Raw genomic sequence first — 14,238 nt, 5'->3', positions numbered from 1 at the left:
TTTGAAAAAGATTTAAAAAAATGCAAGATATTTTTTTCCCATAAAAAAAGAGCTTGCTACTTATTAGGCAAACTCATTCGTTATGGGAAATTTCCGATTATTTCACGTTAATTATTTCCTAGGCAAGCGCAGAATCAGACAACAACAAACACCTACAGTAGCAAAGTGAACAGAATAATGTCGGAAATACTATTGTTTTTATCGTATAATCTGTTAAATTTGTCATATTGTAAGAATATATTGAAATAACCTTTAATGAAAACATAGTTATATAATACAAAAAAACACTTCATTAAAGAGAAGTGTTCAGTAATTACATGTTTATTTCCCTATATTTATCTTTCTTATATCCTGAAATTTCTTCTAATATCGTCTTCAAATCTTGGTTTTTTGCCCGTAAATCATCTGTATAATAGTCACCACTAATGTTATGATTATGAAAAATGATGATTCGATCAATGACATTTTCAAGTTCATCAATAAAATGAGAGGCGATTAAGATCGTTTCGTCAGTTAGAAGAGTGGCAACCATCATTTTCATAAAATCCATCCGCGAGAACATATCCTTCCCTAAAAATGGTTCATCTAGCAAAATATATTTTGCTCCCTTGGAAAACCCAGCGCATATTTCAAGCTTTGATTTTTGCCCCCTAGAAAAAGATTTTATTTTTTCATAGGGTTTTAAGTCAAAATAAGCTAGAAGCCTACTATATTTATCCATATCATATCTCGAAAAAAAGTCAGCCAAAAACGTTCCATATTCCATCGGAGTCATACCTGGAAAGTAGCTGCCCTCTTCCGTAATAAAGGCTACTTTTTCAAATTGATCTTCAATAGGTTTCCCTTCTACTAACACCTCACCAATATGACTATCTCCTAATTTAAGAATAGACTTAAGGAATGTTGTTTTCCCAGAACCGTTTGAACCCAATATGCCGACGATTTCACCACGTTGAATCGTTATTTGCTCGTCTCTTATGGAAATAATGTCATCATCATTATATCGTTTTCTACTATAATTCATCTGTATCAATCTGATCACCCCTTTTACAGATTATTTGAAAGAAATATGAACAAAATTTCGATGCTCATGGTAATCATAACCAACCCCACCAGCTGAAAATGGTGCCGTCTGGAACCTTATTAAATCATCATTCATATCTGTCACTATTTCCCCTTGATAAAGTAATTCGTTCCCTTCATACACATGGAGGAAAAATTGAATAGGACGACCAATGGAATAAATGAAATTTCTTTCATCTGTCATATCTTTTAATGTATTAGCTACGTATAGTTTGTTGTTTTTATAAAACATTTCAACTAACCTATGATTTTCGTCTAACTCTCCTTCAAAGGTGACATCCACCACATCGATGATCTCAAAGCCTTCACCATGAGCAAATTCTATATTCACTACTTTAAATTCATCACGCTTGTGAGAAAAACTTAACGTAATAATATTATCTGCTTCGTTTAAATAGGCGGTGTAAGGAAGACGAGTTTCCACATCAAGAAAGAAGTTATCTAGTATCGTGCCTCCAACCTCTTCACCATCTGTATGAAACTCTCGAATAACAAGATCATTTCCTTCTCTTTTAATAAGTGCAAGATGATCTCCAACACCCTGTAAGCCTAATACGTCTATAGTCTTAGAAGTAGAATCTCCATTTTGTTCCAAACTGTACGTAGCAATCACCCGCTGCTCTGTAAATCCATCTGTTCGACTAATTCTTTGACTCGGATCAACAAATTCAATCTCATAAATATGATTGTTCCCAACATAAGCAGAGGTCGTTGGAACCGTAAAATAAATTGACTCTCCTACCTGCGCTAATCCTAACCCTAATTCCACTTGGTTAACAGCACTGGAAGGATGGATATCCGTTTTCACATGACTCCAGCCTTGAGGCACATCACTTGTCTTCCGTCGATTTCGATAAATATCAAACTCTCCCTCTCCCAATATTTCATAATCCACTCCATCAAGGGTCGTCTCCATCCAACGAAACCAGCTTCTATTTGTTGGATCACTAATGGGGTAGGAATAAATTTTTGTATTTTTCGTTACTTTATTATTTTCAATAGTAAAATGCACCGTATGGTAAGCATCTCTTAGTTCCCCTTGAACAGTAATGTCATTCAGCACAGAACGATCTCCTTTATGATCCTTTAAATAAAACGTACTATGATCCTTTGAAACGTAAACGAACGTTAGTAGGCTAATCATGATGAATAAGCTTATAAAAAAGATAATAATAGCTATGTGTTTTTTTATTTTTTTCACTTTCCACACCTCCTTAAGTTCAAGCAATTGCACCACGCTTCACTATTTTCATTCCGTGCCAAATAAAGAAACTACTTAATATAAATAAAGAAACGCTAGTAATATACCAATTTGAATACCCATATAACGGACTACCCATTCGATCTGAGATAACGTAAAGAATGATCACAATTGCAGTAATAATAAGGAGAAATCCCCAATACTGTCTACTTCTTTCACATAATATGCCGTAGTACAGCCCGGTAGCTAGTGCAATAATGATACTCCATGTAGAAACAATGCCGTTTAACGTTAAAGGAAATAGAATTTGTAAGCTTTCAGAACGAATAAACGATAAAAACAAACCATTATTCATCCATGGTCCCTCTGTTACATTTGCTATTTTCCAAACGACCAATTCATATCCAATAAAAATAGTCATCAATTGCGTTGCAAATAATGGCATGATACATAGGAGAAAAGCTGTTAATTTACTAAAATAGACAGCCTCTCGTTTTATAGGTAAGGTTAAATATGTATAAATACTTTTACTTCCCCAATAGTGAGAATAGATTGTCAGTAAAAAATATACACAAAACAATAGGATTGAAAGGAGAAAAATCACGATTGCGCCAGATGCTACATAAGTGTTTTCAAAACGTTCTATCATTGAATGGGATGTAAAATTGTTCAATTCACGATTCAATAGTAAAAGCTGTGTTGCCATTGATGCAATACAAAGTAACAGTACTACTTTCAACATTTTAATGCTTTCAATGTTTACTAATCGATAAAACCCTTTCAATACGACACCTCCTTTGTATTAGTGTAGTAATACACTATGGGTAAAAAGTTAATTCTCTTCCCAATACTCACTAATAAGTTCAACAACCTTCTTAAAAGACAAATTAACATCTTTTGCAGAATGTATAAACTCCCTTACCAATTCACGAGTAAGCTCTTCTTCAATCCGCTTAAAAATATTCTCATCTATGTAAACGATACTTCCTTGATTTCCACTTGTGTGCACAAAACCTTCTTCCTCCATTACCTTAAATGCTTTCTGAACTGTATTTGGGTTTATTTGTAGTTGTGCAGCAATTTCCCTTCTAGAAGGAAGCTTATAACCATTCTCTACTTCTTTTAGTAATATTTTTCGTTTTACATACGATGCAATTTGAATGTAAACAGGATCTTTATTATTCAGCTTTAATTCAAAAAAGTTTAGCACACAAGTGTCACCTACCTTTCCTTCACGTGTATTATATCCATAATACACAATAGCAGTCAATAAAAAATCAGTAAGTACTTGTCTATATATAGACTGCTTCAGAAGTATTGACAGAGCTATTAAACTGATGACGGAAATTGGACTGCAGTGTACGAAAAGGATTCCGTTCATCCAAAAGGAATATGGAATGGAACACTTTATTGGAATGATGAGGCAGAGATAACGTTAACCTTTTTTCAGCATTATGTGAACGACAAACTTGTTACTGGAACATCCGACACTTCGTTGTTTCAAAAAACTACTGGGAAAAACTTTTCTTTTATTTCATTTGGAGAAAAAAGAGAAAAAGAAGATGAACTTTCAATCGTATTTGGATGGAAAGATAGTAGGAATGGAGAAGAACAAATAGAAGAAATTAAATTAGTAAGGCAATAACCTCATTTAAATACTTTTAAAAGGAATTTTTAATCAAGTAATTCATTCACGTATCATCATAAATTTAATCATCCATACATCGACAATGATCATCTTCTGTTGGTATCGTCATTGCACAGGAGGGACATAGCCAAGCTCCACAATACGTACAATCCAATCCATTATCAAAAAAATGAACAATAATTCCTTTAAGCTGGCCGCATTCCTTACACCAATCCATAGATAATACCTCCCTTCCATTACTTATAATATTCTTATGCAGGAATGGAAGGGAAATGTACATAAATGATTCAATGGTCTATCCCTTATATAAGTTATATGAAAAATATGTTTTTAAAAATTTTCTGATTCAACTGCTACTTGATATACATCTAAAATGGCATCTCGTTCTTTTGGGTCTGTTATTCCTACGAGATATTGCTCATCTTCATCATCTATGACACGCATTAACAATGTCTCCTCGTCACCAGTAATAAGTGCATAGGATTGTTGTTCCATATCAAATAATGCTTCCACTGCAAATTCTTTTTCATTTCCATTGTCGTCTCTAATGGTTATATGATCTTTTGGATCCTTGTCCATCTATCTCACCTCGAGTATATTATTCAGCCATATTATTCCCTATTCTTCTGGTTTTTATAAATTATTCCTGTGATAAGTATTACTCTTGATAAAGAGACGTTTAATTTGCTAAAATTTTTAAATAATAGCATATAAAAGTAAGATAGTCTATACTTAAAAGTATTACATGAAAATTATATTGAAAAGAAAGTGAGATAAAAATGAGTTATTTTAAACCCGATTTCTTATTTGAACATTTTACAGATATTACATTAACTTGGTTAAAAAATCATTCTATTACCCATATTTTTTCCGATCTCGATAGCACACTAGCTGGACATAACCAATTAGGTGATGAGCAATTTGAAAAATGGTTAAATGAATTAAATAACAGCAACATTCAATTAATTATTCTTTCTAACAATAGTCAAGGTCGTGTAGATCGCTTTATTAAATCGTACAATATGAAAGGGTATGGTATGGCAAATAAGCCAGGAACAGGAAAAGTCAAAAAAATTATGGCTGAAGTAGGAGCAACCGCAGATAAAAGCCTGTTTTTAGGTGATCAAATATTTACTGATATTTGGTGTGGAAAGCGTTTAGGTATGAAAACTGTATTAGTTCATCCTGTTGAACCAGAACGTGAACCATGGAATATTACGTTGAAGCGTAAGATGGAATCTATCGTTCGAAGGCAATGGTAAATGAAAATGTAAAATAGTCTTTACCCATGAAAATGGTGTAAAGACTATTTTAATTTAACCTGATAAAGATGTCTATTCTCCACCAATGTCAATATTATTATCACTGTCATGACTACTTTTATTATAATAAATTAAATGTTTTTCTACTTCGATATCTGGAGCATCTGGATTTTCCTTCATTCCTTTTTTCTGTTCGGCAAATTTACTAAATGTATATTGCTCTGTAAACGGTGCTCTAAAACGAGAACTGAGAAAGACCAGCATGGATAATCCAGTAATAAAAACAAATAATTTGACGATAAACACCTCAAATCTATAAATTTGTTTTTCAGTATTATTCTATTAAATAAAAATTAGAAATATGCCCCTCATCTGAGTCAATTTCATCATTCACTATTTCATTCTAACACGAACATTTATACCAAAAAATGAAATTCATTCAACTAAATAGTGTTTAAACTTGTATTTCTAACGTGTTTTTTGCTGATTAGTCAGTATCCAATTCTTCTAAGGCCTCTTTTAATGCTATTAATTCTTCTTTTGTTAAGGTAATGCCCTTCCCCATTTTTTCATGGTCTGGTGACCAATCACGAATATCATATTTTGCAGGACGATCGTTCCAACTAATGAGATTCAACTCTTTATTCCAACCTTTAGGTGATTCTGAAATCTTTGCAATTGTCTTTACAATATTAAATTTCAATTCTGCCATTTCTAACATCTCCTTTCGTCTATAGAAATCATTTACTTTCTTTTAATTTCTTCATACTTTTGAAACCATTCAGGAAAAATTTTTCCGAATTGTACTGGCTTAAATGTATTTTTATCAACAACAATATGTGTAGTCGTTCCCTCTGCACAAACATCATTTTTTCCATTTATGATTTGAAAACCATAGATTGTCTTCATTCGCTTACTTTCTTCCACCCATGTTTTCACAGTAGCATGATCCCCATATCGGATCGCTTTTTTATAGGTGATTTCCAAATGATAAACAGGTGCATAATATCCTGACTTTTCCATATCAAGATAATTATACCCAACATCTTCAATTAATTGCTGTCGTCCTAATTCTAATCATTTCACATAATTCCCATGATAGATTACTCCCATCATATCAGTATCAGCATATGTTAATTGTATTTCTTTCGTTGCTATGTACACGCTATCCGTCACCCTTTTTTATCTTCTTCTCTTACTTTAATATCATAAACATACTTGTTCACTTACTTCAACACTTTCAACTATTTTTCCTTATATTGTTACAACTCTATTTCCACTTAATAAAATTTTTATTAAATATATAATAGCTCAGCCTTTTCAGAGTCATGAGAATATCGTACAATATAGAACAGAGAAGAAAGAGGTGACCTTATGCCTAGCGATTGGTTTATGTGGATCATTTTCCTATGGTCAATATTTTTAGCTGTAATCATTGGTATCGGTGGTTATTTTATGTTTCGGAAATTTTTAAAAAAAATGCCTAAAGAAGATGGAAAATCTATTTTAGACTGGCAAGAATATTATATTAATGAAACACTTCATTTATGGACTGATGAAAAGAAAGCCTTTTTGAATGAATTAGTAGAACCTGTTCCAGAGTTATTTCGAGATGTGGCAAAAGGAAAAATTGCAGGGAAAATAGGGGAATTAGCATTAGAGGAAAAAGCAGAAAAAATGACTGATGATCTGATCATAAAAGGTTACATACTTGCTACCCCAAAAAGAGACCATAAATTCTTAATAAAAAAATTAAATGAAAAAGAGATTGATATAAAGAAATACGAAGCTTATTTTTAATGGTAACTAGTTATAGCTAAAAAATGACCACCAAATTTAATGAATATTTGATGGTCATTTTTTAATTTGTCTACCCTAAAAATAGACTGGTTCAGTAGTGGAAGGCAGCGACTCCAGTGGGATCAGCGCGAGGCGAAAATCCTCTACCACTTACTACCGAGTAAGTGGTAGGAAGGTGAGGCCGTGCCCCACGGTAAAGAAGACACTGTGAAGCATGAACAGATGTCGCACTTATGCCTGTGGTGAAAGCGCCTGCCTGAAACAGATGAACCAACTTAATGAGTATTTTCATCCTGCATGGTGCAAGTTTTCACTTGTATTTGAGTCAAAATAAGCGATGGTTCAGGAGTGAATGCGGTGACTCCAGCTACAAGTATTCACTTCACGAATACAGTATGAGTTGTCTCGATGAAAATAACACAAGAAGTATGTCACCGATTTTCCTTCCATAACACCTAAGGGAGTGAGGTTTCTGTTGCTTTGGATATAGGTTTATTCTTAGATTCAATAGAATGATCTCGGTTTAACTCTTTCTCTACTCGTTTAAATTTCACTAACATAGCAATTCGCCAAGGGAGAATCATACCAAAGGCAAGTACATAGAACATACCTGCTAACACTTCATACTCAAAATGAATCCCTAAAATTGTTTTAAAAATGATACGAATAGCTAAAAGCCCTAGCAATATGAAAGGAAATGCTTTTGAACGCTTCATATATATTTTATTATCACGAATTTCAAAAGAAGATAATTTAATTAATATAATAGAAAAGATTACCCCTACTGTAAAAGCTTCTATTAATTCCAATGGTGTTGGTCTTGTTGGAGGATAAAGAAACATTAAGAATCCAGTAGACATAGCTAAAGGTGGTATAATAATTTTTTTAACATTTGCTGGTCGTTTCATGGCTTTTGCACGAACAAATAAGGCGAAAAGTGCCATCATAACAGCAAAGATGGATAGGACAATCCCTGTCATAGGAAGTACTCCTTTACTAAGTTATTCCGAGATAATTATACCACATAGATTCTTTCTAAAGTAAAACTAATCCTTTTCTAAACTGTAAATGGTGAAACCAAATAGGTAGCTACTATTGCTCCTACTACTATAAATAGTGATCTAGCGAATCTTTTTTTCTGTGATACTAGCACTAATGCTCCTATAAGTATTATAAAATACAACCAGGCTTTATACATATTTACAGGATGATAAAGAGTGTCATTTATTTCATAACCTATTTGAAATGGTGTCGCTACTCCATATTCTTGCATGAATAATACATAAAAAAATAAGGTGGCTATCAATCCAACAAAGATACTATCTAATGCCTCATACGACCATTTATTTCGAAAGTAGTGTATCAAGAAAAAAATGGCTCCACCAATTATTGCTACATGGATTGCAAAGGGACCACCCATAAAATATATAATATTACTGGGTGTCTTTAATAAACTTGGTTCAATGAAAAATGGCCAAAACTTATAAATAAGAACAGCAATAATCATAGCAACTATTATCTTGTCACATATTTCATTGTATTTATGAACTTTGGCTTTTTTCATAAACATATACATTACACCGTAACCTAAAATAATTGCAATGACCAAGGATAGAAGCTGTGAAGATAGTGTAAATGGCCCGAAGGAAAAAGAACGTAACGGATCTAACATTATTCAATCCCTCCTTCTAGTTGCTGAATCCATTTGCTTACTTCAAATGATGTAATTGCTCCTACTTTTCGATTTAATATATAGCCGTCAGAATCGATTAAAAATGTTGCTGGAATTGGAGGAACGTAATAATTTGCTGAAACGATTCCCTCCTCATCTAATACGATTGGAAAATGAATGTTATTCTCTTCAATAAAAGCTGTAGCATTAGAAATGGAGTCTTGTTTTGTTACATTTATTCCAATAAACCGAATGTCATTTCCATAGTGCACATATGCCTCTTCTAATGATTTCATAGATGCAGCACAAAATGGACACCAAGAAGTCCAAAAATAAACAATCGTTCCTTTACTATTTTCATCATTACGAGAAAGATGCATTTTCTTTTCTTCATTTGTTAAGCTAGCTAATGAAAAATCAGGTGCCCTATAGCCAGGTTGTGGTAATGTGGCAACACCATAATAGCCTTGATCAAATTGCTTTTGTTGCTGCTCCATCCATAGAAAGATTCCGACAGTTATCATTATTGAAATAAATAAAATTCTTTTCAAAATAATCATCATTAGTCCTTCCCATAGCAATGGTTTCATCTTCTTTTATCATTACTTTTGACCTTAATATTATCAAAATAAGAGAAATCAGAAAACACATGGCTTAAAGATTGCCATGTGTTTAAGTGTCTTGTCTCTTCCTCTTCTATTAATGCTCTGTTATATAAGCTTCAAGATAACTTGAAGGTTATTTGTGAAGCATTTCCTCGTCGCTAGAGTCGTCACCCTTCACTGCTGAACCGATACTTATTTTCGGGGTAGACTGTATCCATTTGAATAGATACTAATTATACAGCGTCAAAGCCTTGCTCTTCAATTTCTTCTTTCAATTGTTCTACAGTAACGGCACTTTCATCATATTCAACAGAAACATTTTTAGCATCTAAATTAACTTCAGCGGCAGATACTCCAGCTAACTTTGTTAAAGCTCCTTCTACGGAAGACTTACAATGACCACATGTCATACCTTCGACTTTAATAACCTCTTTTTTCATAATTTACACTCTCCTTCATTATACTTTACATTTTAGGAATAATTTTTATATGAGTTATTTTGAAAATTGTTGAATGACCTTCATTAACTCATTTATAGCCTCGTCACCGTCACCATTAGCAACAGCGTGAGACACGCAACCACGAGTATGATCTTCTAATAAGTGGTACCCAACCTTTTTTAATGCAGCATTAATAGCAGATAATTGTACTAAAACATCAACACAATACCGATCATCTTCAATCATCCGTTGAATTCCTCGTACTTGTCCTTCTACTCTTCTTAACCGCTGTATAAGTTCTTTCTTTTCTTCCTCTGATCTCATTGCAGCGGGCTTTTTATTTACACTTAATGGTATATTTAACTCTTTCTCCACTCATGATCACCTCATCTCTTATACCATACCCCTGATAAGTATCTCTTGTCAATTCCCATCACTAATATTCCCTTAATCATAAAACTTTCAAGATAAAAGAAGATAGCTATTCCCCATTTATTTATCTTCAAGATGTTTTTTTACGAGTAATAGATGGTCCTTTTCTTCTTTTTTCAACATGTTTACTAATAATCTTTTCAAGATTTTCGTTCGTAAGGTAGTTGCTTGTACAGATCCTATGAAAGTAACGAAAGTTTTCGCTTTTTCTACTGCTTCAAGCTTATAGTAATAATATATTTTCAATCCATTAGCATCACTTACGATTCCTACCTTACTATTCTTTTCATACTCAACTAACTCTAACTGTGATCCTACTCTTCGATTAGATAATTGTCTTATTTCTTCATAATTAGATCCAACACCATTCATATCTTCTGTTAATTTTTTTACTTCCACAACATTTGTATACATATCAATTCTATTTGTTGGATCAGATAAAAAATTAAAGACTCTTCTAATTGGTAAATTAATGGTCATTTCTTCTTTTAATTCAGCCATAGTATCCTCCTATCTAATTATTCCACTGTGATTTCTTCCAATTTTTCTGCTCCTTGCTGTAAAAGATACATTTTATGATACAGCCCTTGTTGCTGTAATAATTCCTGATGAGTACCTCGTTCTACGATTTCCCCTTGATGGAGGACAAGGATTTGATCTGCATCTTTAATTGTAGATAAACGATGCGCTATTGCGATTGTAGTCCTACCACGGCGCATTTTCTCTAATGCTGCTTGAATTTCCGTTTCTGTTTCCGTGTCTACATTGGCAGTAGCTTCATCTAAAATAAGGATTTTGGGATTCTTTGCCATCGTCCTAGCAAAGGATAAAAGTTGCCTTTGACCACTTGAAAACGTAGAACCTCTTTCCCCTACAGGGGTTTCATACCCTTTAGGAAGTCGATTTATAAAGGGATGTGCATGTACAAATTTTGCTGCTTCCACTATATCATTATCAGATATACGTTTGTCAAAAAGACGAATATTATGCTTAATATCACCAACGAATAAAAAAGGATCTTGAAGAACTAACCCCATTTTTTCACGAAGCTCTTGATCTTCGTACTCCTTGATGTTTACACCATCAAGTAATATATCTCCTTGTTTTATCTTATAAAATCTCATGAGAAGATTAATAATTGAGCTTTTCCCACTTCCAGTATGTCCAACGAGAGCTAATGTTTCTCCTTCCTTCACTGTAAAGGTAATATTCTTTAACACATTTTGCTTTCCGTCATAAGAAAAGGTAACATCTTTAAACTCTATTTCACCATTCCCTATCTTCGGTTCACTTTCCCCTTCTTTTATTGGAGCAATTTCATCATGATCCATTAGCCTAAATACACGACCAGCAGAGATCATTGCCTGTTGAAATATAGAGAGACGCTGCATCATTTGATTTACCGGTTCAAAGAAACGATCTAAATAATTGACAAAAGCGTACAAAACCCCGATTTCAACAGGACTATTTAGAGAGGTAATGCCAAAAAAACTTAGAACGAGAACTAATGCCATAATAGAAATAAAATCTACTGCAGGTCGTAAAAGAAGGCCATCTAACTTGATACTCTTAAACCACGCTTCATGGTGCTCTTGATTCGTCTTTTGGAAATCTCGATTCATTCGTCGTTCTTGTCGAAAAACTTGAATGATTGTCATACCTTGAATGGATTCATTTAAACGGGCATTAAGTTGACTAAGCTTTTCACTCATTTCTGCATAATACTTTGAACTAAAATGGCGATATAATTGCATGATCACTAAAATCATTGGGAGAATAATTAAACAGAACAAGGCTAATTGAACGTTTAGTGCAAACATAGCAACAAAGATACCGATTAAAAATACTATGTTTTGAATAAACACAGCCATAACACTTACATAGAGCTCTTTAACTTGCTCTGTGTCATTCGTAATTCTCGATACAAGTCCACCTGTAGGAAATTGATCAAAAAAGGACATTCCTAATCGTTCTACTTTACTAAAAACATCAATTCGAAGCTGCTGAATGATTTTTAAAGCAATTTTTTGAAAGGAAAGTAGCTGTGCATAATTCATTACAGCTGCTAGAATGTATAGCATAATATATGTTACTCCAAGGAACAAAAGTGGCTGTAAATCAAATATTCGTGGGGTCAAATAATCATCAATAAATACTTTAATAATAATTGGCCCTAAAATTTGTGCACTTGTTCCTCCAATTAGTAAAAGAAATGCAATCACTAACCATTTCCAATGTGGTTTTGCATAGGATAATAGTCTACTAAACACAGTCTTTTGAGGTAAAGGAATGAGTAAATGTTTATGTCGTTCAATCATGACGACATCCCCCCTCTTTCTACTAAGGACTCCAACTGTTGATGTTCATACATTTGTTTATACCAACCCTTTTGTCCCATTAATGCTTGATGATCCCCACGTTCCATTATTTCCCCTTGGTCCAATACGATAATTAAATCTGCGTGTTTAATAGCACTTAAACGATGTGCTGTAATTAAAGTGGTTTTTCCTCTCCGAATACGTCGCAATGATTGGAGAATCTGTTCTTCTGTTTTAGCATCTACAGCAGATAACGAGTCATCTAGAATAAGTACTTCTGGGTTAGCTAAAATAGCCCTTGCAATAGAGATACGCTGTTTTTGCCCTCCTGATAAGGTAACTCCCCGTTCCCCAACAATTGTTTCATATCCTTCATCAAAACGACTAATGTCTTCATGAATAGCAGCCAGCTTTGCAGCCTCAATGATTTCGCTATAGGAAGCATCCGGCTTTGCGAAGGCAATATTATCTGCAATGGTTGCGGAAAATAAAAAGTGATCCTGTGGTACATACCCAATAGAAGAACGTAAAGCATCTATTGTATAGTCATCAAGCGGTCTACCAGCAAACAACACATTTCCATTCTTTATATCAAAATCTCTCAAAAGCGATTTTATCAATGTTGTTTTCCCACTACCAGTACGGCCTGCAATACCTAAGGTTTCCCCTCGGTGAAGGTGAAAATAAATATCCTTTAAGGTTGCATCTTCCCCTTCTTTATAGGTGAATTCATTTATTTGAAACTGTAAATCCCCCTCTGGTACTACTGTTATTGCATTTTTTTTATCAACAATATCTTGTTCTACTTTTAATAGATTCGAAACACGATCGTAAGAAGCACGGCCACGTTCAACGATATTAAATAACCAACCGAAGGCTAACATTGGCCAAATGAGTAAGCCTAAATATACGGTAAAGCTTGTTAGCTGTCCGATGGTCAATTCGTCTAAAACCACATACCTAGCACCGAATACGATAGATAGAAAGAACGAAAACCCTACGATAATGGAGATTGTTGGATCAAATAACGCATCTACCTTTGCTACCTGCACATTTTTTTCAACAACATGATCGGACTCTTTTTTAAATGAAGCAACCTCTTCCTCTTCATAGCCAAATGTTTTTGTTACACGAATACCAGACATGCTTTCCTGTACTTTATCATTTAAGGAAGAAAAGGCTCCCTGCGCTTTCGAAAATCGTTTATGTAGCATCGTTCCGTATTTGTTTACTGCTAACGCCATAAATGGCATTGGAATTAACGCAATGAGAGTAAGCTCCCAACTAATGGTTAATGCCATTGTAATAATAACAAAACCACCCATTGTAATGGAGTCTATGAGTGTAAGGACCCCCACTCCGGCGGTCTGCTCTACAGCTCGTATATCATTTGTGGAATGTGCCATTAAATCTCCTGTTCGCCTCTTCTGAAAAAAAGATTGTGACATTTTTGAAAAATGTTCAAATAGTTCATTTCGAAGTAATCTTGCTAATCTTATAGCTGGTCCAAAAATTAAAATTCTCCATATGTACCTTAAAACATACACAACAATTGCTAGAATAAACAAAATGAACATCAATCGAAATAATATTCCTTCTGTAAGAGTTCCATTATCAATGTGGTCTACAATCACGCCAACAATATATGGTGGAAATAATGATAATAAAGAAACGAGAGCCAATACTAGAATTCCTCCACCGTAGTTCCACTTTTCTAATTTAAAATACCACATTAAATCCTTGAAAACACGCATCCGTTGCACCTCATTTCTCTATG

The 14,238-nt window shown here is 33.8% G+C and carries 19 protein-coding genes and 1 pseudogene; 3 read left to right on the top strand and 17 right to left on the bottom strand.

What is annotated here, in order from left to right:
- Positions 1-313: 313 nt before the first annotated feature.
- Genes QA612_RS16550 through QA612_RS16535 form a run of 4 tightly spaced genes read right to left on the bottom strand, consistent with a single transcriptional unit; the run spans position 314 to position 3,494 of the window.
- Positions 314-1,024, bottom strand: a complete 711-nt coding sequence (locus tag QA612_RS16550; protein WP_278284952.1) for an ATP-binding cassette domain-containing protein — start codon at positions 1,022-1,024, stop codon at positions 314-316.
- 30 nt (positions 1,025-1,054) lie between these two features.
- A complete protein-coding gene (locus QA612_RS16545) occupies positions 1,055-2,284 on the bottom strand; it encodes a hypothetical protein (RefSeq protein ID WP_278284920.1) in 1,230 nt (409 codons plus the stop codon).
- A gap of 19 nt (positions 2,285-2,303) precedes the next feature.
- A complete protein-coding gene (locus QA612_RS16540) occupies positions 2,304-3,068 on the bottom strand; it encodes a hypothetical protein (protein WP_278284919.1) in 765 nt (254 codons plus the stop codon).
- Positions 3,069-3,116: 48 nt separating this feature from the next.
- Positions 3,117-3,494, bottom strand: coding sequence for a GntR family transcriptional regulator (locus QA612_RS16535; protein ID WP_278284918.1), 378 nt, complete (start codon positions 3,492-3,494; stop codon positions 3,117-3,119).
- A 147-nt stretch (positions 3,495-3,641) separates the two neighbouring features.
- On the opposite strand from QA612_RS16535, the gene QA612_RS16530 reads away from it, so the two are divergent.
- Complete coding sequence (locus QA612_RS16530) at positions 3,642-3,929, top strand: hypothetical protein (protein WP_278284917.1); 288 nt, start codon at positions 3,642-3,644, stop codon at positions 3,927-3,929.
- A 64-nt stretch (positions 3,930-3,993) separates the two neighbouring features.
- Here the strand turns inward: QA612_RS16530 and QA612_RS16525 are convergent, their stop codons facing one another.
- Both QA612_RS16525 and QA612_RS16520 read right to left on the bottom strand, forming a co-directional pair.
- Positions 3,994-4,149 carry a hypothetical protein gene (locus QA612_RS16525; RefSeq protein WP_278284916.1) on the bottom strand — a complete coding sequence of 52 codons (156 nt, stop codon included), beginning with the start codon at positions 4,147-4,149 and terminating at the stop codon, positions 3,994-3,996.
- Positions 4,150-4,262: 113 nt separating this feature from the next.
- Complete coding sequence (locus QA612_RS16520; protein ID WP_278284915.1) at positions 4,263-4,511, bottom strand: DUF1292 domain-containing protein; 249 nt, start codon at positions 4,509-4,511, stop codon at positions 4,263-4,265.
- A 200-nt stretch (positions 4,512-4,711) separates the two neighbouring features.
- Between QA612_RS16520 and QA612_RS16515 the strand changes: the two genes are divergently transcribed.
- Complete coding sequence (locus QA612_RS16515; protein ID WP_278284914.1) at positions 4,712-5,194, top strand: YqeG family HAD IIIA-type phosphatase; 483 nt, start codon at positions 4,712-4,714, stop codon at positions 5,192-5,194.
- Positions 5,195-5,266: 72 nt separating this feature from the next.
- Here the strand turns inward: QA612_RS16515 and QA612_RS16510 are convergent, their stop codons facing one another.
- The 3 genes and pseudogenes from QA612_RS16510 to QA612_RS16500 form a co-directional block, all read right to left on the bottom strand.
- Positions 5,267-5,500, bottom strand: coding sequence for a hypothetical protein (locus tag QA612_RS16510; protein ID WP_278284913.1), 234 nt, complete (start codon positions 5,498-5,500; stop codon positions 5,267-5,269).
- Between the two features lie 181 nt (positions 5,501-5,681).
- A complete protein-coding gene (locus tag QA612_RS16505; protein ID WP_278284912.1) occupies positions 5,682-5,906 on the bottom strand; it encodes a YdbC family protein in 225 nt (74 codons plus the stop codon).
- A gap of 32 nt (positions 5,907-5,938) precedes the next feature.
- Positions 5,939-6,358: pseudogene (locus QA612_RS16500) on the bottom strand (acyl-CoA thioesterase).
- 210 nt (positions 6,359-6,568) lie between these two features.
- Here QA612_RS16500 and QA612_RS16495 point away from each other — a divergent pair.
- Positions 6,569-6,994: a DUF2621 domain-containing protein gene (locus QA612_RS16495; RefSeq protein WP_278284911.1), complete on the top strand. Its 426-nt coding sequence runs from the start codon at positions 6,569-6,571 to the stop codon at positions 6,992-6,994.
- 455 nt (positions 6,995-7,449) lie between these two features.
- On the opposite strand, the gene QA612_RS16490 is transcribed toward QA612_RS16495, so the two are convergent.
- From QA612_RS16490 to QA612_RS16455, 8 genes are all read right to left on the bottom strand, one after another.
- Entirely contained in the window at positions 7,450-7,974 is a 525-nt protein-coding gene (locus tag QA612_RS16490) for a CcdC family protein (protein ID WP_278284910.1), read from the bottom strand.
- Positions 7,975-8,051: 77 nt separating this feature from the next.
- Positions 8,052-8,666 (bottom strand): prolipoprotein diacylglyceryl transferase, encoded by a 615-nt coding sequence (locus QA612_RS16485; RefSeq protein ID WP_278284909.1) that lies wholly within the window; start codon positions 8,664-8,666, stop codon positions 8,052-8,054.
- Positions 8,666-9,226: a TlpA family protein disulfide reductase gene (locus QA612_RS16480; RefSeq protein ID WP_278284908.1), complete on the bottom strand. Its 561-nt coding sequence runs from the start codon at positions 9,224-9,226 to the stop codon at positions 8,666-8,668. The genes QA612_RS16485 and QA612_RS16480 overlap by 1 nt, the downstream gene beginning before the upstream one ends.
- Positions 9,227-9,504: 278 nt before the next feature.
- Complete coding sequence (copZ, locus tag QA612_RS16475) at positions 9,505-9,711, bottom strand: copper chaperone CopZ (protein ID WP_278284907.1); 207 nt, start codon at positions 9,709-9,711, stop codon at positions 9,505-9,507.
- 54 nt (positions 9,712-9,765) lie between these two features.
- Positions 9,766-10,035: a metal-sensing transcriptional repressor gene (locus QA612_RS16470; RefSeq protein WP_278284951.1), complete on the bottom strand. Its 270-nt coding sequence runs from the start codon at positions 10,033-10,035 to the stop codon at positions 9,766-9,768.
- A 168-nt stretch (positions 10,036-10,203) separates the two neighbouring features.
- Positions 10,204-10,644 carry an SRPBCC family protein gene (locus tag QA612_RS16465; RefSeq protein WP_278284906.1) on the bottom strand — a complete coding sequence of 147 codons (441 nt, stop codon included), beginning with the start codon at positions 10,642-10,644 and terminating at the stop codon, positions 10,204-10,206.
- 17 nt (positions 10,645-10,661) lie between these two features.
- Positions 10,662-12,461 (bottom strand): ABC transporter ATP-binding protein, encoded by a 1,800-nt coding sequence (locus QA612_RS16460; protein ID WP_278284905.1) that lies wholly within the window; start codon positions 12,459-12,461, stop codon positions 10,662-10,664.
- Entirely contained in the window at positions 12,458-14,215 is a 1,758-nt protein-coding gene (locus tag QA612_RS16455; RefSeq protein WP_278284904.1) for an ABC transporter transmembrane domain-containing protein, read from the bottom strand. Before QA612_RS16455 ends, QA612_RS16460 begins: the two co-directional genes overlap by 4 nt.
- Positions 14,216-14,238 lie beyond the last annotated feature (23 nt).

Origin of the sequence: Evansella sp. AB-P1, from assembly GCF_029688925.1 — a bacterium.
GTDB lineage: Bacteria > Bacillota > Bacilli > Bacillales > Salisediminibacteriaceae > Evansella.
The sequence above is the reverse complement of the archived record's forward strand: the minus strand, read 5'-3'. Positions and strand labels throughout refer to the sequence as shown.

What these genes read in the sequence shown, in the direction of transcription:
- QA612_RS16550 (WP_278284952.1), bottom strand. Translation starts at nt 1,024, where the DNA reads ATGAATTATAGTAGAAAACGATATAATGATGATGACATTATTTCCATA.
- QA612_RS16525 (WP_278284916.1), bottom strand. Translation starts at nt 4,149, where the DNA reads ATGGATTGGTGTAAGGAATGCGGCCAGCTTAAAGGAATTATTGTTCAT.
- QA612_RS16520 (WP_278284915.1), bottom strand. Translation starts at nt 4,511, where the DNA reads ATGGACAAGGATCCAAAAGATCATATAACCATTAGAGACGACAATGGA.
- QA612_RS16515 (WP_278284914.1), top strand. Translation starts at nt 4,712, where the DNA reads ATGAGTTATTTTAAACCCGATTTCTTATTTGAACATTTTACAGATATT.
- QA612_RS16505 (WP_278284912.1), bottom strand. Translation starts at nt 5,906, where the DNA reads ATGGCAGAATTGAAATTTAATATTGTAAAGACAATTGCAAAGATTTCA.
- QA612_RS16495 (WP_278284911.1), top strand. Translation starts at nt 6,569, where the DNA reads ATGCCTAGCGATTGGTTTATGTGGATCATTTTCCTATGGTCAATATTT.
- QA612_RS16490 (WP_278284910.1), bottom strand. Translation starts at nt 7,974, where the DNA reads ATGACAGGGATTGTCCTATCCATCTTTGCTGTTATGATGGCACTTTTC.
- QA612_RS16485 (WP_278284909.1), bottom strand. Translation starts at nt 8,666, where the DNA reads ATGTTAGATCCGTTACGTTCTTTTTCCTTCGGGCCATTTACACTATCT.
- QA612_RS16480 (WP_278284908.1), bottom strand. Translation starts at nt 9,226, where the DNA reads ATGATTATTTTGAAAAGAATTTTATTTATTTCAATAATGATAACTGTC.
- copZ (WP_278284907.1), bottom strand. Translation starts at nt 9,711, where the DNA reads ATGAAAAAAGAGGTTATTAAAGTCGAAGGTATGACATGTGGTCATTGT.
- QA612_RS16470 (WP_278284951.1), bottom strand. Translation starts at nt 10,035, where the DNA reads ATGAGATCAGAGGAAGAAAAGAAAGAACTTATACAGCGGTTAAGAAGA.
- QA612_RS16465 (WP_278284906.1), bottom strand. Translation starts at nt 10,644, where the DNA reads ATGGCTGAATTAAAAGAAGAAATGACCATTAATTTACCAATTAGAAGA.
- QA612_RS16460 (WP_278284905.1), bottom strand. Translation starts at nt 12,461, where the DNA reads ATGATTGAACGACATAAACATTTACTCATTCCTTTACCTCAAAAGACT.
- QA612_RS16455 (WP_278284904.1), bottom strand. Translation starts at nt 14,215, where the DNA reads ATGCGTGTTTTCAAGGATTTAATGTGGTATTTTAAATTAGAAAAGTGG.